Raw genomic sequence first — 18,725 nt, forward strand, 5'->3', positions numbered from 1 at the left:
ATCCGTATTACGGATTCTGATAAGCAATTCAAACCGCTCATGATTCGATCGGAATTCAAATTCGGCTGGGATAGACAAGGCCAACCTTGACTTCCGACCTCATCGACGATTGAACCCGCTGGGACAGGAGGAGATTCGGCCATGGACCATGATACCTGGCTGGCACAGGTCATCGAAGACCCCATCGAACCGGAAATGCCCATCATCGATCCCCATCACCACCTGTGGGACTATCCCAAGAGCCGCTACATGGTGGACGATCTGCTGGCCGATACCGGCAGCGGCCACCGCATCGTTCAGACCGTGTTCGTGGAATGCCTTTCCCAATATCGCCTGGACGGGCCGACCGAGATGCGGCCGGTCGGCGAAACCGAGTTCGTTCGCCATATCACCGAGCCTCAGATTAAAAAAGGGAGCGGGGCGACCCGGGTGGCGGCCGGCATCGTGGGATTTGCCGATCTGACTTTAGGGACCGTGGTACGACCGGTGCTGGAAGCCCACATCGATGCCGGCGACGGTCGGTTCCGCGGCATCCGCCATGCGGTCAGTTGGGTCGATAGCGAGCAGATCAACAACGCCCATACTCACCCACCCCGCGGTCTGCTCCTGGACAGCCGCTTCAGGGAAGGATTCGCCTGTCTCAAAACCTACGATCTGAGTTTCGATGCCTGGTTGTACCATCCCCAGATTCCGGAGTTGACAGATCTGGCGCGCGCCTTTCCCGATACCCGGATCATCCTGGACCATGTCGGCGGCGTGTTGGGCATCGGGCCGTTCGCCGGCCAACGCGAGCAAGTCTTCGCCCAATGGCAGAAAGATATGGCGCAATTGGCGCAGTGTGAAAACGTGACGGTCAAGTTGGGCGGTCTGGGAATGAAGTTGTGCGGTTTCGATTGGCATCGGCAGCCAACCCCCCCCACATCCGAAGACCTGGCCCGAGCTTTCGGGCCCTATATCACATCCTGCATCGACACTTTTGGCGTGGGGCGTTGCATGTTTGAAAGCAATTTCCCGGTGGATAAACCGTCGTGCGCCTATACCGTGCTCTGGAACGCCTTCAAGCGCATCACTTCGGACCTGAGCATCGACGAGCGCACCGCTTTGTTTCATGACAATGCCGCACGGATCTATCGTCTGGATTGAATCGGCTGGCTCGCGTGAGTCCGGGGCACGGGTCAGGTCGATGGTGGCATTCGGCGTCGGAGCCGTATCAACATTTGATGACTATGTAAGAAGCCGCTGTCGGACGGCGCCGTAAAAAGTTCAAGATCAAGGCGTGCGAAATTCCGTGTCCTGAGGCGTACTTGTCTTACGCCGCAAGGACGACGGGATGAGCACAACACGGATATTGGGCTTTTTACGGTGGCGTCAACATTTAACCGAGGGACATCGATGACAATGAATATTCGACCGGCCACAACCGATGAAATGGATGATTTCAGGCGAGTGGCCCGCAATGCGCTGATGGCGCCGGCAGGATTGTACCCTCCCGAAGCGATTCACGCCATTCGTCCGGAAATGACGCTGTGCGCCTTCGAAAAGGGACGCATCGCCACGACCTATGCCGTCTGGCCGTTAAAGATGCGTTTCAACGGGACCGGCATGCCGGTGGCCGGCGTTACTTTTGTTGGTACCCGGCCGGAGTGCCGCCGCAAGGGCTACCTGCGGCAGGTGGTCACCCACCATTTCAAAACGCTGTATGAGGCCGGCGGTCCGAGCATGGCCGTCCTTTACGCCTCCCAGGCCGCCATATACCAGCGTTTTGGATATGGCATCGTCTCGACGCACCACCGATACAGCGTGGCGCCCCGCGATCTGGTTTTCGCCCATGCCGATCTTGGAAACCGCCCGAGTGGCACCCTGAGGCAGCTGGCGGACGATGAGATGGACCTTCTCCAAACCCTTTACCGCGCTTTCAGCGGGCCGCGTACCGGATACCTCCATCGAGGCGCCGCCACCTGGAAGAGCGGGGTGTTGTGGCAACCCTCTGTCGACGTGTCGTTGTACCGAATCGTCTACGAGGAAAACGGCACGCCGTTGGGCTATGTGATCTACGCCCTGACAGGTCGCAAGGTCCCCCATGGCCAGCCCTGGCAGCACATTGAAATCAATGATCTGGCATGGATGACACCCCGGGCCTACCGGGCCATCTGGCACCATCTCTCGGGTGCCGGTCTGGCCTTCGAAGTCGCTTGGCAGCGTGTCCCCCAGGATGATCCGCTGCCGCACCTGCTGCTCGAGCCGAGACGGCTGAATATCGGCGCCGGCGATGGCCTGCTGGCACGAGTGGTGGATGTCGCGGGGGCCATGTCACAGCGGCGTTACGATGAAAAGGGCCGGTTTGTTTTCGACCTGACCGATTCGCTTTGTCCGTGGAACGAGGGACGCTGGCAATTGGAAACATCACCGGATGGGGCCCGGGTGACGCGCAGCGCCTGTCCGGCCGATCTGGTCATGCCGGTCGATACCCTCTCCATGTTGCTTTTCGGCCAGATCCGCCCCAGCGAAGCGGTCCGCATGGGACGTGCAGCGGCGGTCGGAACAGGCGACCTCGCCCACTGGGACCGTGTCATGCAAACCCGCCACAAGGCTTTCTGCCCTGATTTCTTCTAACGCGTGTCCATCCTTCGCCTATTTGGGGACCCAGCGATTCTAACTGAATGTGATTCACCCTGAAGGGCCTGCCTTCCAAATGGTTTTTGATAAAAAATCGCATCGCAACGGAGATGGCAGGCGTGTGTGGAGCAGGTGGCCAGGGCCACGTGAGCTTACGGTCAATAGTGCCGATTGAATGCAAACGGCGGACAAGCGGCCCAGACTGTTTGAGCGCAGCGAGTTTCTGGGCCGCCCGCCGTGCATTTTACCGGCACTTGACCGCTTGGCGTGTGGCATCGGCCACCTGTTCCACACACGCCGGGTTTAATGAATAGCGTTCAGTTAGAATCCTCGTTGGGGCCCGACACACATTGCCTTTTTCGACCGAGAACGATAGAAGATGCAACACTTTCATCGGCGGGCAGGGTGCGCCAGTGCCGCACTTAAGTGAACGCGCTGCCATGCCGATAAGATATCGGCCTGTATGGTGTGGCCCAAGGTCCCCTCGACACCGGGCGTCGTGTTCGCCGATGGGACGGCGGAGGGTATACAGAAGATCGGCTGTAAATGATGCTATTGAATCTGCTTTTGCTGTTTGTCGCCATTGCGTTTCTGTGGATCGGTTCGGACAAGCTGGTGGCGTCCGCGAGCCGCATTGCCGAAACCATCGGCGTTTCCGAACTGGTCATCGGCCTGACCATCGTCGCCTTCGGTACCTCGGCCCCGGAATTCGCCGTGACACTCACGGCGGCGCTCAAGGGCTATGCCAGTATTTCGGTGGGTAACATCGTCGGGTCCAACATCTTCAATCTCGGCTTTATCCTCGGCACCGTGGCCATCGTGCGCAGCGTTCATGTGTCGCGCAAACTGGTTCAGCGCGACGGCACCTCGATGATCGTATCCACCTTGATCCTGTTGCTTTTTTTCAGGGATCTCGTCTTGACCTTCGCCGAAGGACTCGCTCTGGTCCTGCTGTTGGCCCTCTATCTGTGCTATTTGCTTGTCAAAAAAGAACCGCCCGAAATAGACGAGGATGCTGGGACCGCCCAGCGGGCGACCTGGAAGGATTGGCTCCTGCTGCCGGCGAGCATCGCCGTGGTGGTCCTGGGCGGCCAGCTCCTGGTCGAGTCGGCCAGTGACATCGCCCGAGGGATCGGCATATCCGAGTGGGTCATCGGCGTGACCATTGTGGCCGCAGGCACATCGGCCCCCGAAATGGCCACTTCCCTGGCCGCGGTGATCAAGGGAAAACATGGCATTTCGGCCGGAAACCTGGTCGGCAGCAACCTGTTCAACATCATGGGCGTGCTCGGCCTGGCCGGCATGCTCAGGCCGCTGACGATTTTACAGAGTTCTTATTATTCTCTCCTCCTGCTGACCCTCATGGTGATGCTGGCCGTCGTCTTCATGCGCACCGGCTGGCGGGTCTCCCGCGCGGAAGGGGTCCTGCTCGTGCTTTCAGGGCTCTTCCTCTGGACCTTCGATTTTCTGAAATAGTGCGTTTTAATGCTTGAAGCTGCGTTGTCCCGTGTAGACCATGGTGGCGCCCACTTCGTTGCACGCCTCGATGGACTGGTAATCGTTGTTGGAGCCGCCTGGCTGGATGACAGCCGTCACCCCTTCGCGCAGGCCGACATCGATGCCGTCGCGGAACGGGAAGAAGGCGTCGCTCACCATGGCGGCGCCTGGCAGACCGCCTTTCTCTGCAGCCACGCGGGCATCTATGGATGTCCGAATGTCTCGGTCTTTGAGGTCGTTGTAAGCGATGCCGTGATCCTCGAAGCAATAGCGGTCGGCCAGTTTGCGATAAGCTTTATCGCGAGCGATCTGGGCCACCCCCACCCGGTCCTGCTCACCGGTGCCGATGCCCACGGTGGTTTCGTCTTTGACATAGATCACCGAATTGGAGGTGACCCCCGATTCCACCAACCAGCCGAAGAGCAGGTCGCGGTATTCCGCTTCCGTGGGCTGCCGCTTCACTTTGTAGGTTTTGTCTTTGTAAACGCATTCGGCCAGTTTCAGGTCCTTCTGGGTGCGCGACGCAGGCACGAAGGACCACTGGGTGATGATCCCGCCGTCGATGAGACTTTTGAACTCCACGCAGCGCTCGCCCACGAAATTGTGCAGTTTTTCCATGTCTTGAATACGGATGACGCGCAAGTTGGGTTTGGCACCGAAGATCTTCATGACGCCGTCCTCAAAATCGGGCGCCACGACCACCTCCGCATAGTGGGCGGCAATGGCTTCTGCGGTGGCCGTGTCCACCGGACGGTTCAGGGCGATGCAACCGCCGAAGGCCGCAACCCGGTCGGCCAGGTCGGCCTTGACATAGGCCTGTTCGAGTGAATCCGCGCGTGCCACGCCGCAAGGGTTGTTGTGCTTGACGATGATGGCGGTGGGCCGGTCGGAAAAATAGCGCAGGATATTCAAAGCGTTGTCGGCATCGGTCAAATTGGTTTTGCCGGGATGCTTGCCGGATTGGAGCAGTTCGATGTCCGACACCAGATAGCGTCCCGGTTGCAGGGTCTGGGTCTCTCCAAGAACGAGATTTCCGTTGATCAACTTGTAGAGAGCCGCTTCCTGACCCGGATTCTCACCATATCGCAATCCCTTTTGGACCTGGTCGATGGTCCACAGCACCTTTTCATAAAAAAGGGTTTGCCGCCGGTTGCCATCGACAAAACTGATTTCCATGTTTGATGGAAAGTGATCCTCGACGATGGTGCGATACATTTTTTTGAGATCTTCGGCCATGGCGCACTCCTTCCTATTTTTGGGTATAGCACGTTGTAACAGATTGAATGGATTGGGTGGCCATAAATTCGGCGATGGTGCGATCGTATTCCGCCGTATGGCCGAATGCCTTGCCGGCCAGTTCATATCGCAGGTTCAAGGAGGTGCAACCCTCCCGAACCGCCAGTTCGTTGATGATGCGTTCATAGTCGCCGGGATCCACGACGCTGGCCACGCGGATGAAATTCTTGGCCGCCGCCCGTATCATGCAGGGGCCGCCGATATCGATGTTGCCGCGGGCCTGCTCGACGGTCACCCCCGCCTGGGCGATGGTGGCTCGGAATGGATAGAGGTTGACGACCACCATGTCGATGGGTACGCTGCCGGTGCGCTGCAGATCGGCCTGATGGGCGTCGTTATAGGTTTCGGTGAGCAATCCCAGGTAAATTTTAAAATCCAGGGTTTTGACCAGGCCGCCTTGGGTCTCCGGCTGACCGGTGTAATCGGAGACTTGGGTCAAACACCTGTCGGCATCGGCGTCGAGCAACTCTTTGAGGCGTGCATAGGTGCCCCCGGTGGAGAAGAAACGAACCTCCGGATTGATTTTCCGCAATTCGGGCACGAACATGCCCAGGCCAGTCTTGTCCGAGACGCTGATCAATACGTGGCGCACCTTGACCCTGTCATCGATGGTATCCACAACATTTATGCTCATATGTTCACCTCAACCCTTTCCGTGTCCATCCATAAATGGCCCATTGGCCCGACATCGGCGTTCTGCTCAAAATTTTATCCTCGGCATATTCGACATATGCCTGCGGTAAAATTTTTCGCATGCATTGATCTCGACCCAATTTGCCTATTTCTGGACGTACACGATGAAAATAATGGCCCCCCTGCGTTCGCCGGGGGTGACGGTAAACCCGAATTACTCACTTGCCACGACGCCATCAAGATTGATGGCTGCGTTAAAATTCTTTTTCACCGCAGAGGTACGGAGTGCGCAGAGAAGAGATTGTTATTCAAATAAATACCTCTGCGATCTCTGTGGTGATTTGCAACATCTGGCGACGCCATCAGAAATGAATCGACAGAATTCCTTCGCTTTAAACTTTAAACTTCGAACTCCAACCCGCCGCTCCCCACCACCAGCCTGACCCGATCGACGTGGATCTCGTCAAGCCTATCGAATCCCCTCGTATTCTTCCAGAAAACGTTGGAAAAACAGGGTCATGAAAACATGCCGCTCTTCGGCCAGCCGCCGGCCTTCGACCGTGAGAACCCGGTCTTTGATTTTGCAAAGTTTTACCACGAACTCCCGGTAACCGGTATCGTCACGGGAATAGGGGTGCGTCATTTCCGGGGGAACATCGGGGTTGTGCAGGCAGGCCCCCAATTCACCGGCAAACAGATAGGCCCGGGCCACACCCACGGCACCGATGGCGTCGAGTTTATCCGCGTCGAACAGTACCCGGGCCTCTATCGTTCCGGGTGGATAGTCGCTCCTGAAACGGTGGGCCCGCACACAATGGACGATGTTGGCCTTGCCGGCCTCGGTGATGGACAGGGGGGCCAAAATCTCTCGGGCCATCTCGGCCCCCTTGATGGCATGGCAGACGCCGCCGTTGGCCGCATCCTGGGTTGCCCGGCCGATATCATGCAGATAGGCGGCGCATTCGAGCACCTCCATGTCGGCGCCTTCTTTGGGCCCGATGTGCAGACAGAGACGATGCACCCTCAGGGTGTGTTCCCAGTCGTGACTTCCGCGGGCATCGGCGAACAGATGCTGGGCGGCCTGACGCACCGCCAGGCGTGGATCGATGGGCGTGGTGGGATTCGGATCGATCCCTGCGCGCCGCGCATCGCTCTTTATGTTTGACTGGAACGTTTTCAAGACTTTGTTATTTTAGCCTATTTTTATTTTCAGCATTGTCGGCCGCCCATCGCCGGGCCGTTCCTTGAAATAGTGCAGGCCGGGGCTCGTTGTCAAATTTAAAACAGGCAAAACACAGCGCTGCGGAATTTTATTGTTCCACTTTGCACCACAATGTAAATGTGGGTTTAAATCGAATGAATTATTATATAAATTTAAAATCCAACATCACTTTTCGCTTGACTTGATCTTCATGATGTATTTAAGGTGGATCAAAGTGGATAATTATGGTGAATAATGTTCCGAGGTAGCTCCTCACATACCCTTGACAACAAGGGACGCTTCAGCATTCCGGCCCGATTCAAGGAGGATATTCGGGCCAGCGGAAGCGATGCGCTGATGATCAGCTCACTGGATGGCTGTTTGGTGGCCTATCCGCTCGAAGAGTGGTTCAAAATAGAGGAACACATTCTCTCGTTGTCCGAAAAGAGCGAGAGCATGCGACGATTTCGTAGATTGTTCGTGGGCGGTGCACACGAATGCCCGTGCGACAAGCAGGGCAGGGTGCTGATCCCACCGGATTTGCGCTCCAAGGCGGCCCTGGAAAAGGAAATCATGCTGGTCGGCGTGCTGAACCATTTTGAGATCTGGTCTCAGGGCAAGTATGCCGAGGAAGTCGAGAAAATGGAAATCGACCTGCAACAGGCGGAGGTGCGTAACGAGATCGCCAAGTTAAGGCTGTAACAATGGCTTTTCAGCATGTGAGCGCCATGATGCACGAGGTGATGGAATGTCTGGCCTGCCGGGCTGGCGGGACCTACGTCGATTGCACCTTGGGTGGATCCGGGCATGCGAAAGCGATTTGTGAAAAGATCGGCTCCGAAGGGAGGCTGATCGGTATCGATCAGGACCGTGATGCGATTGCCAACGCCGAAAAAATTTTAGCTCCTTTTGTCGCCAACATCAATCTTTTCCACGGCAATTTTACCGGGTTGCCAGAATACCTGGCCCAATTGGGCATAGCGGCCGTGGATGGCATTCTTCTAGATCTGGGTCTTTCCCAACATCAACTCGAGGCGAGCGGCCGCGGGTTTACGTTCCAAAAAGACGAGCCGCTCGATATGCGCATGGACGAGCGGGGGGACAAACGTGCCGAGGATCTGGTCAATCGGCTTTCAGAGGCCGAATTGACGCATATATTCCAACGCTTCGGAGAGGAACGCTGGTCCAAGCGCATTGCACGGGCCATCGTTGCCACGCGTGATCGCGATCCGATTCGCACCACCGGCCAACTGGTCGAGCTGGTACGCCAGGCGGTTCCCGCCCGCGCAGCCGCAGGGCAGAAGATCCACCCGGCCACCCGCATCTTCATGGCCTTGCGCATTGCCGTGAACGAAGAGTTGGCATGTCTCGATCGATTTCTCGATACATCGGTCGATTTGTTGCGACCCAACGGACGGATGTGCATCCTTTCGTTTCACAGCCTGGAGGATCGCATGGTCAAGCAGCGCTTCCGGCAATGGGCCGATCCGTGCACCTGTCCTCCGGATCTGCCGCGGTGTGTTTGCGGGGCCCGGCCCCAGGTGCGATTGATCACCAAAAAGGTGGTGCGTCCGTCCCAGGAGGAAATATCGCGGAACCCCATGGCCCGCAGCACGCGATTGCGTTGCGCGGAGCGGATCGATTGAGGGTGAAAAGGTAACATATGCCGGCAAGAGCCCCCCAAACCGAAAGACGGATGAAGAGCCGTACCGGCGTGATCGGGGTGGCGATGCTGACGATTTTTCTGGGAGAGCTGCTGCTTTACACATGGTGTCGCGTGGAGTGCGTACAGACCGGGTATGTCATCACCGCTGAGCGTCGTAAACAAAAGGAGCTTCAGCTGCTGCAAAACAGTTTGAAGATTGAACTGGCCCATTTAAAAGCACCGGAACACGTTTCGCGTGTTGCGCGTGAACGGCTGGCCCTGGCCGTTCCGGAGCCCGGACAGATCGTCGTGGTGCCTTTACATGAAGATTAAGAAGCCCAAAAATTTCAGAGCGGCCCTGGTTTGCACGCTTTTCATGTTCTGGTTGACCGTTGTAGGCGCCAGGTCGGCCTATTTGCAGATTCACAAAGGGAGTTGGCTTTCGGACAAGGCGGCCGGGCAGTACGAGCGTGAGTTGACCCTCAGGGGAAAACGGGGTGCCATTTACGATCGCCGTCACGAAGCCATGGCGGTGAGCATCGAGACCACGTCGGTGGCGGTGAATCCCACCTTGCTGGCCAACAGAGAACAGGCGGCGGTCAAGCTGGCCAAGGCGCTGCATCTGAAATCCAGCGCGGTGCGTAAACAACTGGCCGGCAAACGCTCCTTCGCCTGGATCAAGCGTCAGGCCACCCCCAAGGAGGTCGCGGCGGTCAAGAAACTGGGATTGCCGGGCATCGCCTTGTTGCCGGAGCATAGCCGTTTTTATCCCAACACCACCCTGGCGGCCCAGGTTCTTGGTTTCACGGGCATCGACGGTCAAGGGCTGGAAGGCCTCGAATTCTACTACAATGAAGAACTCAAGGGTGAGGCCAACACCGTTAAAATCTTGAAGGATGCCCTGGGGCGAGGATTCGACGCCGATCAATGGGCCGCAGGGCAGCAGGCCGGTCAAAATTTGATTTTGACCATCGATCGCCAGGTGCAATTTATTGCCGAAAGCGCGCTTGCCGAAGCCGTGACCCAATCCAAGGCCCGGTCGGGCATCGCTTTGGTGATGGAGACCCAGACCGGGGCCATGCTGGCCATTGCCCATTATCCGTTTTTCAATCCCAATGCCTTTGGTCGTTCCGATCGCAAGACATGGCGGAACCGGGCGATCACCGATCCCTTCGAGCCGGGTTCGACCATGAAGATTTTCAGCGCTGCGGCGGCCCTTGAAAGCGGCCAGAGCGGCCCTGCTTCCATTTTTTTCTGCGAAAACGGCGCTTATGTGATTGGGGGGCACACGCTGCATGACACCAAGCCTCATGGATGGCTTTCTTTGCAGCAAATCGTAAAATATTCCAGCAACATCGGGACGGTCAAGGTGGCCGAGCAGCTCGGTGCCCGCCGGCTGCACGAATCGTTGCACGGATTTGGTTTCGGACAGCGCACCGGGATCGATTTCCCGGGGGAATCCTCGGGCAGTCTGTCCAATTACAAACGATGGACCACGGTGGATACCGGCGCCATCTCCTTTGGCCAGGGCATCTCGGTCACAGCCATGCAGCTCATCGCCTCGGCAGGCGCTCTGGCCAACGATGGTTTAATGATGCAGCCCCATGTGGTCCAGGCCGTTACCGATGCCAACGGCCGACCGGTGCGGACCGTGACACCCAAGGCCGTGCGGCAGGTGGTTTCGGCTCAGACCGCGGTGACCGTGCGACGCATCATGCGCAGCGTGATTACCGAGGGCGGTACGGGGGTCAAGGCCGCGGTGGCCGGCTACGAAGTGTGCGGGAAAACCGGTACCGCGCAGAAGATCGATGCCCAGGGGAAATACTCCCGAGAGCTCTACACGGCGTCGTTCATCGGGTTCGCCCCTACTCAGCGACCGTTGATCGCGGTTCTCGTGGTCGTGGACGAACCCAAGGAAGATGTCCACGGCGGATCGGTCGCCGCTCCGGCATTTGCGCGGATCGTCAAGGAGACCATGGGCTATCTGAACGTGGTGCCATCGCCCGATTGGGAGAAGTTGAGGGTTTCCAGGGACGTCAAGGTAAGCGGATGAAATTGGCGCGTCTTATACATGCGGTGGAGGTCGACGGCGGCGGTATAGACTTGACCGCCGGCGAGGCGGCAGTGCTGTCCGTCCACGGCGAGCGGCCGGTGAGCGGTCTTTTTTATCGCGCGCAAGAGGTACAACCGGGTGGGGTGTTTGTCGCCATTAAAGGTTTTTCGGCCGATGGCCATCGCTATATCGACGAGGCCGTTGAGCGCGGTGCCGTGGCCGTGTTTTGCGAGCGTGTCATGCCGGGGCGGGAAAGCGAGAGCATACCGGTCCTCGACGGCCGTAAGGCCATGGCGGCCATGGCCGCGGAATTCTACGGCCACCCGTCGCGACGGATGACGGTGATCGGCATCACCGGCACCAGCGGCAAGACCACCACCAGCTACCTGATAGAGAGCATCCTCAAGACGGCCGGCATGGCCGTAGGGGTCATCGGTACGATCAACTACCGGTTCGGCGGCCACAGCTTCGACAACCCGATCACCACGCCTGAATCCTTGGACCTGCAACGCATTCTGGCGCAGATGGCCGATGCGGGCACCTCTCATGTGGTCATGGAGGTGTCCTCCCACGCCTTGGATCTCCAGCGGATTCACGCCTGCGATGTGGATGTGGCCGTTTTCACCAATCTGTCCCAGGACCATCTCGACTTTCACCATACCATGGCGGCCTACTGGGACAGCAAACGCAAGCTGTTTACCCAATTTCTGCCGGCTTCCCGGGGCAAATGCGATGTGCGGGCCGTCATCAACATCGATGACCCAAAAGGCGCGGAACTGGCGGCCGGCTTGGAGATGGCGCACTTGACCACCGCCCAGGGCGGCAAGGCCGACATCCGGGTCGAATCGTCCCGGGCCGATTTGACCGGACTGTCAGCCGTGGTTGACACCCCCAAGGGGACGCTTTCCATCCGATCGGCCTTGGTGGGTCGCCATAACCTGGAAAACATTCTCAATGCCGCAGGCACCGCCCTGGCGCTGGGAGTCGAACTGGATACGATCCAGCTCGGAGTGGCATCTCTGGGACATGTGCCGGGCCGACTGGAGCGGGTGGTCGATCCGGCCGGACACCGTTTCGTCTATATCGATTATGCGCACAAACCCGACGCCCTGGAAAAAGCACTCCAATCGCTGCGGGCGGTTTGTCACGGACGGATGATCTGTGTGTTTGGATGCGGCGGGGATCGGGACCGCGCCAAGCGTTCGCTTATGGGCGCCATAGCGGCCAGGCTGAGCGATTTGACGGTGGTGACGTCGGACAACCCGCGCAGCGAACCGCCCCTGCAGATCATCGATCAGATCGTGGCGGGTGTGCGCCAGACGTGCGATCACGCCTATTCGTCCGTTGAATTGGCGGATGGGTTTGACCGCAGGGGGTACGTGATCGAACCGGATCGACGCAGGGCCATCGGGCTCGGTATCGCGGCCGCCCGAACCGGAGATACGGTCTTGATCGCCGGAAAAGGGCATGAACCTTATCAGATCGTGGGCGCGCGGCGATTGTCCTTCGATGATCGCGTAGAGGCCCGAAAAGCCTTGGAAGCTTTATCCGCCGAATCGCCGGCAGAATGAAGGAGCGCCATGCAGTGGACCGTTGAGCACATCATGAAAGCCACCGGGGGACAGCTGCGTTATGGCGTTGCGGGGGCCGGCTTCGATGGCGTGACCATCGATTCGCGGTCTGCCCATGCCGGTCAGCTTTTCGTTGCCATTCGCGGCGAGCGCCATGACGGACACACCTTCATCGACCAGGTCATCGACAAGGGCGCTCGGGGGGTGGTCGTGCAGGCGGGGACGTCGGTGGCACTGGCCCACGATCGGTGGCAAGCCCAGGGGGTCACCTGTATCGAAGTGCCGGATACGATCGGCGCCCTGGGCGCCCTGGCTGCCTATCAGCGCGGCCGGGCCGCCATTCCGGTGGTGGCCATCACCGGCTCCAACGGCAAGACCTCGACGCGCCAAATGACCGCCCTGGTCGTCGGTCAACGGTACCGTACGCTGACCACCCAGGGCAATTTCAACAATGAAATCGGTCTGCCCCTGACCCTGTTCCAGTTGTCGCCGAACCACGAGGCGGCGGTCCTGGAACTGGGGATGAACCATGCGGGCGAAATGTCCCGGTTGGGCGCCATCTGCCGGCCGACCATCGCGGTGATTACCAATGTGGGGCCGGCCCATCTGGAATTTCTGGGTTCCCTGGAGGGTGTGGCGCGGGCCAAGGGGGAATTGATCGCCCATGTTGACGTTCGGGGAACGGTCGTTTTGAATCGGGACGATGCCCATGTGGCCGCATTGGCCGCCGGGGCCAATCGGAAGGTGGTCTTTTTCGGCTTTGGCCCGGAGGCCCAGGTCCGGGCCCGGGACATCCGGCTGGCCGACCGGGGCATCACCTTCGAACTGGTGTTGCCCGATGAGACCATCATGATCCATCTGGGCACGCCGGGACGTTTCATGGTCGCCAATGCTTTGGCCGCCGCAGCCGTCGGCCATGTCCTGGCGCTGACGGCGGCCGAGATCAAGAATGGCTTGGAGGCCTTCGTACCGACCCGGGGGCGACTCCAGGTGCTGGAGACGGCGCTGGGCTTTCACGTCATCGACGACACCTACAATGCCAACCCGGAATCCATGGCGGCGGCCTTCGATACGTTGCGCGCACTGCGTCAAGGAGACACCGGAATCATCGTGGTGGGCGACATGCTCGAATTGGGTGATCATGCCGAGCGCCTGCACCGCGAGATGGGCGCGCGGGCGGCCCAATCGGGCATATCCAGGTTGTACATCTATGGCCATTTTGCCGAGGCCGTGCGCCAAGGCGCCCAATCCGAAGGCATGGCGCCCGATGCCGTCTTCATCGGGGAAAAGAGCGCGATCGTCGCCGATTTGCGCGATCGTCTGACGACTGGCGATTGGGTCCTGGTAAAAGGCTCCCGCGGCATGGCCATGGAAAGCGTGGTCGAGGCGCTTCGGTCACGGGGCGACGATCCGAAGCCGGTTTGAATCACAATTAAAGGGTACGGATGGGGGAATCCGGTACCGAACAGGACGCAGCACGTCGCTTGCGGATAAACCCCGAAAAGAGGCCTGAATGCTCTATCACCTGCTCTATCCACTGCACACGACCATCTCGGCCTTCAATGTGTTCCGCTATATCACCTTCCGGAGCATCTACGCCATCCTGACGGCCTTTTTGATCTGTTTTCTGTTGGGCCCCTGGGTGATTCGCAGGCTGAGCTATCTGCAGGTGGGGCAATATATTCGCGAAGACGGCCCCCAGAGCCATCTTCAGAAGGCGGGAACGCCCACCATGGGAGGGGTGTTGATCATCATCGCCGTGGCCGGCGCCACCCTGCTCTGGGCCGACCTGACCAATTTTTTCATCTGGATCGTCTTGCTGGTGCTGATCGGCTTCGGGTTGATCGGTTTCGTCGATGACTACCTCATGCAGGTGAAAAAGCGCAGCAAGGGATTGAGCGGCCGCGGCAAACTGATCCTGCAGACCGTTCTGGCGCTGGTCATCGGGATCCTGCTGGTCTTGCACGCCGGATTCGATACCCATGTGACCATGCCCTTTTTCAAGAACGTCTCTCCTGACCTGGGGTGGTGGTATGTCGTTTTCGCCGCCTTCGTCATCGTGGGCGCGTCCAACGCCGTCAATTTGACCGATGGTCTGGACGGTCTTGCCATCGGGCCGGTGACGGTCGCGGCCGTGGCGTACATGATTTTCGCTTATGTGGCCGGTCACATCAAAATCGCCGAGTACTTGCAGATCCATTTCGTTTCCGGTTGCGGCGAAGTGACCATATTCTGTGGCGCGCTCATCGGGGCCGGTCTTGGGTTTCTCTGGTTCAATGCCTATCCGGCCCAGGTATTCATGGGAGATGTGGGGTCCCTGTCGTTGGGCGGGAGTCTGGGGGTGGTGGCATTGATCACCAAACAGGAGATTGTCCTGGCCCTGGTCGGGGGATTGTTCGTCATGGAGGCCCTGTCCGTGATTTTTCAGGTCGGCTATTTCAAACTGACCAAGGGGCGGCGCATTTTCCGCATGGCGCCTCTGCATCACCATTTTGAATTGAAGGGGTGGCCCGAGCCCAAGGTCATCGTCCGGTTTTGGATCATCGCCATTGCGCTGGCGTTGTTGAGCATGAGTACCCTTAAATTGCGGTAGGTCGTATGCATCTGATGGGTAAAAAGACGGTCGTGGTAGGGCTGGCGCGTTCGGGATTGGCTGTCGCGCGTTTCCTGGCGGCCCGCGGCGCCCGGGTCACCGTGACGGACCGGGCCGGCGAGCAGCAGCTGGGCGCCTTTGCCGAGGAGGCCCGCCGGTTGCCGGCGGACCTGGAACTGGGCGGCCATCGCACGACCACCTTCGAGGCGGCCGAGTTGATCGTGATCAGTCCCGGAGTGCCCCACACCATCGAGCCCCTGAACAGGGCCAGGCAGAAGGGCATTCCGGTCATCGGGGAGATCGAGCTGGCGGCGCGCTTCATCCGTAAACCGATCCTGGCGGTGAGCGGCACCAACGGCAAGACCACCACCACCGAGCTGTTGGGTGGCATGCTGGCCGCAGGCGGCAGGCGGGTGTACGTGGGCGGCAATATCGGCCGTCCGTTGATCGACATCGCCGGCCGCGACGACGAACTCGACGCGGTGGTGGCCGAAATCAGCAGCTTCCAGCTCGACACCATTGTGACCTTCAGGCCGCACGTCGCGGTCCTGCTCAATATCACACCGGACCATCTGGACCGCTACGACTCCATGGAGGCCTATGCCGCCTCCAAGGGGCGGCTCTTCATGAACCAGGAGAGCGGAGACTTCGCCGTCTGCAACGGCGGAGACGATCTGGTTCAGGGCCAATGCGGATCGGTGAAAAGCCGCCTGCTCAACTTTTACAGCCGGCCGTGCCTTTGCGGCGGGCCGGGCCAGGGGGCGATCATCACCCCCCGTCAGATCGCCGTGGTGATCCCGGAGTTGGTCGATGGTCGCATCGAGTTGGTGCGCACCACCTTGATAGGACCGCACAACCGGGAGAATATCGCGGCCGCATGCCTGGCCGCATTGGCGGTGGGGGTCGATCTGCAGGCGGTCCAGAAGGCCTTGGACGAGTTTCAGGCCCTGCCGCATCGTCTGGAGCCGGTGGGGGAGGTCAACGGCGTGACATTCATCAACGACTCCAAGGCGACCAATGTGGATGCGGTGATCCGCGCCTTGGAGTGTTTCAAGAATCCGGTGATCCTGATCCTGGGTGGACGCAACAAGGGATATGACTTTTCAGCGCTGTATGCGCATGTCCAGGCCAGGGTGAAACGCCTGATCGCCATCGGCGAATCCCGCGATGAGGTATTGGAGGCGCTACAGACGGCGCCGTCGCAGGGCTGCGAGACGGCCGCCGACATGGCCGATGCGGTGCGCCGCGCCTATGCCGCGGCCGACCCCGGCGATACGGTTCTACTGTCGCCGGCTTGTGCCAGTTTCGACATGTTTGCCAATTATGCCGAGCGGGGCGATGTGTTTCGGCGGTCTGTGGGAGAGTTGGCATGACCCGAACCCAAACCGACGCCGTGTCTCAAACGACCTACGACGTACGCCTTTTGTTCGCCGTCCTTTTCCTGGTGGGCATCGGCATCGTCATGGTCTACAGCGCCAGTTCGGCCGTGGCTTTGGAGAAGTTCGGCAGCGGGACCTATTTTTTAAAACGGCAGGCGGCCTACTCCCTGATCGGCATCGTCGCGCTGGTCGTGTTCAGCCATGTCCCGTTCAGGATTTACCGTTCCCTGGCCTATCCGCTGTTGGCCATGGCCTTGCTGTCGTTGAGCCTGGTGCAGGTTCCCGGGTTGGGGTTGGCGGCAGGCGGGGCGTTGCGTTGGATGCGGATCGGTCCGGTCACGTTTCAGCCGGTGGAGGCGGCGCGCCTGGCCTTGATCGTCTACCTGGCTTACTCCCTGAGCAAAAAGCAGCCGTTGCTCAAGGATGTTTGGGTGGGATTCGTGCCGCATCTGCTGATCCTGCTCTTGCTGAGCATTCCATTGGTGATTCAGCCCGATTTCGGTTCGGTGGTCATTTTCGGCCTCATCGCGTGGCTGATGATGTTCGTGGGCGGGGTGCCGCTGCGGCATCTGCTCTCCGCCTCTTTGTTGTTGCTGCCGATGGCCTACCTCCTGATGACCAATGCCGCATACCGCATCAAACGATTGGTCAGCTTCCTCGATCCCTGGCAATATCCCGCCGACGAAGGTTATCAGATCATCCATTCGCTGATGGCCTTTGGTACAGGCGGATTTTGGGGGGCCGGCATCGGCAAGGGCTATCAAAAACTCTTTTATCTGCCTGAACCGCATACCGACTTTATTTTTGCCGTCATCGGAGAGGAGTTGGGATTTCTGGGCGTGCTTTTCATACTTGGGCTGTACGGTCTGGTCCTGTGGCGCAGCGTTCACATCGCGTGTCGCTGCGAAGATGATTTCGGCATGCTCATGGCCACGGGCATCGCGTTCGCCCTGGCCGTGCAGGTATCGATTAACATGGGCGTTTGCCTGGGGCTTTTGCCGACCAAAGGGCTGACGCTTCCGTTTTTGAGTTATGGCGGAAGCTCGTTGCTGCTCAACATGGTCGGGATCGGCATCTTGATGAACATCGGATCGCATCATGCCAAGCGTGTTTGAACCATACGGATCGGCGCAAAGTTTCCGCATGATCGTCGCCGGCGGGGGCACGGGCGGGCATCTGTTTCCCGGCATCGCCGTTGCCCAGGCATTTCTTGCCCGTCACAGCAAGAATCAGGTGTTGTTCGTCAATGCCGGTCGTCCGCTGGAAGTGGAGGTCCTCTCACGCTTGGGTTGGCCGCACGAGGTGATCCGGGTGGAAGGTCTGAAGGGCCGTGGGCTTTGGAACCAGTTCCGGTCTCTGATCAAGATGCCCAAAGCGGTCCTGCAATCGCGGCGTCTGATCAAATCCTTCGATCCTCACGTCGTGCTGGGTGTGGGGGGCTATTCGGCGGGTCCGGTGGTGCTGGCGGCATGGCTCAGCGGCGTGGCTACCGTGCTCCACGAGCAGAACCAGTTGCCGGGTATGACCAATCGTCTGCTGCGGCGAATCGTGAAGCGTATCTATCTGACCTTTCCCGACGAGGCAGGGCGGTTCGATGCGACCAAGACCCTTGTCACCGGCAATCCGGTCAGAGATGAGATCCTGGTGCTGGGCGAGATGCCCAGACCGCAGCACGAAGAGCGTTTCACGGTGTTGGTGCTGGGTGGCAGTCAGGGCGCCCGGGCCATTAACCAGGCCATGGTGGCGGCGTTGCCCTACCTGGCAGACCGGCGGGAGCTGATGGTGGTTCACCAGACCGGTCGCGAAGAGGAAACCGTCGTGGCAGAGGCCTATAACCGCGCGGGAATGCGGGCCAGGGTGCAGGCTTTTTTCAACAATGTGGCCGAGCAGTATCAGCAGTCGGACCTGATCATCTGCCGCGCCGGGGCCACCACCGTCGCCGAGATCACGGCCGTGGGCCGCGCCGCCATATTCGTACCGTATCCGTTTGCGGCCGACGATCACCAGACGTGCAATGCGCGCGCCCTGGTCGACGCCGGTGCCGCGGAGATGGTGCCGGAATCCCAACTCGAGGGAAAGGGGCTGGCGGAAAAAATTCTCGATTTGATGGATCATCGTTCGCGATTGTCGGAGATGGCAGCCAAGGCGCTTTCGTTGGGGCGCCCCGACGCCACCCTGATGATCATCGGTGACATCTACAAGCTCATCGGTGGATAGGCGGTTCCATACCGCAAGGGGATT

Annotated in this window: 16 protein-coding genes; 13 read left to right on the forward strand and 3 right to left on the reverse strand. The window is 59.3% G+C overall.

What is annotated here, in order from left to right:
• The first annotated feature begins 141 nt into the window (after nt 1-141).
• The 3 genes from DFT_RS03595 (at nt 142) to DFT_RS03605 (ending at nt 4,092) form a co-directional block, all read left to right on the forward strand.
• Nucleotides 142-1,143: an amidohydrolase family protein gene (locus DFT_RS03595; RefSeq protein ID WP_054029850.1), complete on the forward strand. Its 1,002-nt coding sequence runs from the start codon at nt 142-144 to the stop codon at nt 1,141-1,143.
• A gap of 249 nt (nt 1,144-1,392) precedes the next feature.
• The gene (locus DFT_RS03600; protein ID WP_083453296.1) at nt 1,393-2,613 is read left to right on the forward strand and encodes a GNAT family N-acetyltransferase; all 1,221 of its coding nucleotides are present in this window, start codon (nt 1,393-1,395) and stop codon (nt 2,611-2,613) included.
• Between the two features lie 549 nt (nt 2,614-3,162).
• Complete coding sequence (locus DFT_RS03605; RefSeq protein WP_200907007.1) at nt 3,163-4,092, forward strand: calcium/sodium antiporter; 930 nt, start codon at nt 3,163-3,165, stop codon at nt 4,090-4,092.
• 6 nt (nt 4,093-4,098) lie between these two features.
• On the opposite strand, the gene DFT_RS03610 is transcribed toward DFT_RS03605, so the two are convergent.
• The 3 genes from DFT_RS03610 to DFT_RS03620 all read right to left on the reverse strand — a co-directional run bounded on the left by DFT_RS03610 (nt 4,099) and on the right by DFT_RS03620 (nt 7,222).
• Nucleotides 4,099-5,349 carry an IMP cyclohydrolase gene (locus DFT_RS03610; RefSeq protein WP_054029852.1) on the reverse strand — a complete coding sequence of 417 codons (1,251 nt, stop codon included), beginning with the start codon at nt 5,347-5,349 and terminating at the stop codon, nt 4,099-4,101.
• Nucleotides 5,350-5,362: 13 nt separating this feature from the next.
• The gene (locus DFT_RS03615; RefSeq protein WP_054029853.1) at nt 5,363-6,043 is read right to left on the reverse strand and encodes a hypothetical protein; all 681 of its coding nucleotides are present in this window, start codon (nt 6,041-6,043) and stop codon (nt 5,363-5,365) included.
• Nucleotides 6,044-6,511: 468 nt separating this feature from the next.
• Nucleotides 6,512-7,222: an HD domain-containing protein gene (locus DFT_RS03620; RefSeq protein ID WP_235506163.1), complete on the reverse strand. Its 711-nt coding sequence runs from the start codon at nt 7,220-7,222 to the stop codon at nt 6,512-6,514.
• Between the two features lie 276 nt (nt 7,223-7,498).
• Here DFT_RS03620 and mraZ point away from each other — a divergent pair, with 276 nt between their 5' ends.
• The 10 genes from mraZ to murG all read left to right on the forward strand — a co-directional run bounded on the left by mraZ (nt 7,499) and on the right by murG (nt 18,701).
• On the forward strand, nt 7,499-7,945 hold the full coding sequence (gene mraZ / locus DFT_RS03625) for a division/cell wall cluster transcriptional repressor MraZ (RefSeq protein WP_054029854.1): 447 nt from the start codon (nt 7,499-7,501) through the stop codon (nt 7,943-7,945).
• Nucleotides 7,946-7,947: 2 nt separating this feature from the next.
• A complete protein-coding gene (gene rsmH / locus DFT_RS03630) occupies nt 7,948-8,889 on the forward strand; it encodes a 16S rRNA (cytosine(1402)-N(4))-methyltransferase RsmH (RefSeq protein ID WP_054029855.1) in 942 nt (313 codons plus the stop codon).
• Between the two features lie 50 nt (nt 8,890-8,939).
• Nucleotides 8,940-9,221: a cell division protein FtsL gene (locus DFT_RS03635; protein WP_054029856.1), complete on the forward strand. Its 282-nt coding sequence runs from the start codon at nt 8,940-8,942 to the stop codon at nt 9,219-9,221.
• Complete coding sequence (locus DFT_RS03640) at nt 9,211-10,941, forward strand: peptidoglycan D,D-transpeptidase FtsI family protein (protein WP_054029857.1); 1,731 nt, start codon at nt 9,211-9,213, stop codon at nt 10,939-10,941. Before DFT_RS03635 ends, DFT_RS03640 begins: the two co-directional genes overlap by 11 nt.
• Nucleotides 10,938-12,512: a UDP-N-acetylmuramoyl-L-alanyl-D-glutamate--2,6-diaminopimelate ligase gene (locus DFT_RS03645; protein ID WP_054029858.1), complete on the forward strand. Its 1,575-nt coding sequence runs from the start codon at nt 10,938-10,940 to the stop codon at nt 12,510-12,512. Before DFT_RS03640 ends, DFT_RS03645 begins: the two co-directional genes overlap by 4 nt.
• A 9-nt stretch (nt 12,513-12,521) precedes the next feature.
• Nucleotides 12,522-13,937, forward strand: coding sequence for a UDP-N-acetylmuramoyl-tripeptide--D-alanyl-D-alanine ligase (locus DFT_RS03650; protein ID WP_054029859.1), 1,416 nt, complete (start codon nt 12,522-12,524; stop codon nt 13,935-13,937).
• An 88-nt stretch (nt 13,938-14,025) separates the two neighbouring features.
• Nucleotides 14,026-15,105 carry a phospho-N-acetylmuramoyl-pentapeptide-transferase gene (mraY, locus tag DFT_RS03655; protein ID WP_054029860.1) on the forward strand — a complete coding sequence of 360 codons (1,080 nt, stop codon included), beginning with the start codon at nt 14,026-14,028 and terminating at the stop codon, nt 15,103-15,105.
• Nucleotides 15,106-15,110: 5 nt separating this feature from the next.
• The gene (gene murD / locus DFT_RS03660) at nt 15,111-16,478 is read left to right on the forward strand and encodes a UDP-N-acetylmuramoyl-L-alanine--D-glutamate ligase (RefSeq protein ID WP_054029861.1); all 1,368 of its coding nucleotides are present in this window, start codon (nt 15,111-15,113) and stop codon (nt 16,476-16,478) included.
• A complete protein-coding gene (ftsW, locus tag DFT_RS03665) occupies nt 16,475-17,599 on the forward strand; it encodes a putative lipid II flippase FtsW (RefSeq protein ID WP_054029862.1) in 1,125 nt (374 codons plus the stop codon). The genes murD and ftsW overlap by 4 nt, the downstream gene beginning before the upstream one ends.
• On the forward strand, nt 17,583-18,701 hold the full coding sequence (gene murG, locus DFT_RS03670) for an undecaprenyldiphospho-muramoylpentapeptide beta-N-acetylglucosaminyltransferase (RefSeq protein WP_076750331.1): 1,119 nt from the start codon (nt 17,583-17,585) through the stop codon (nt 18,699-18,701). The genes ftsW and murG overlap by 17 nt, the downstream gene beginning before the upstream one ends.
• Nucleotides 18,702-18,725: the final 24 nt, after the last annotated feature.

The sequence above is a fragment of the Desulfatitalea tepidiphila genome (assembly GCF_001293685.1).
GTDB classification, from domain to species: domain Bacteria; phylum Desulfobacterota; class Desulfobacteria; order Desulfobacterales; family Desulfosarcinaceae; genus Desulfatitalea; species Desulfatitalea tepidiphila.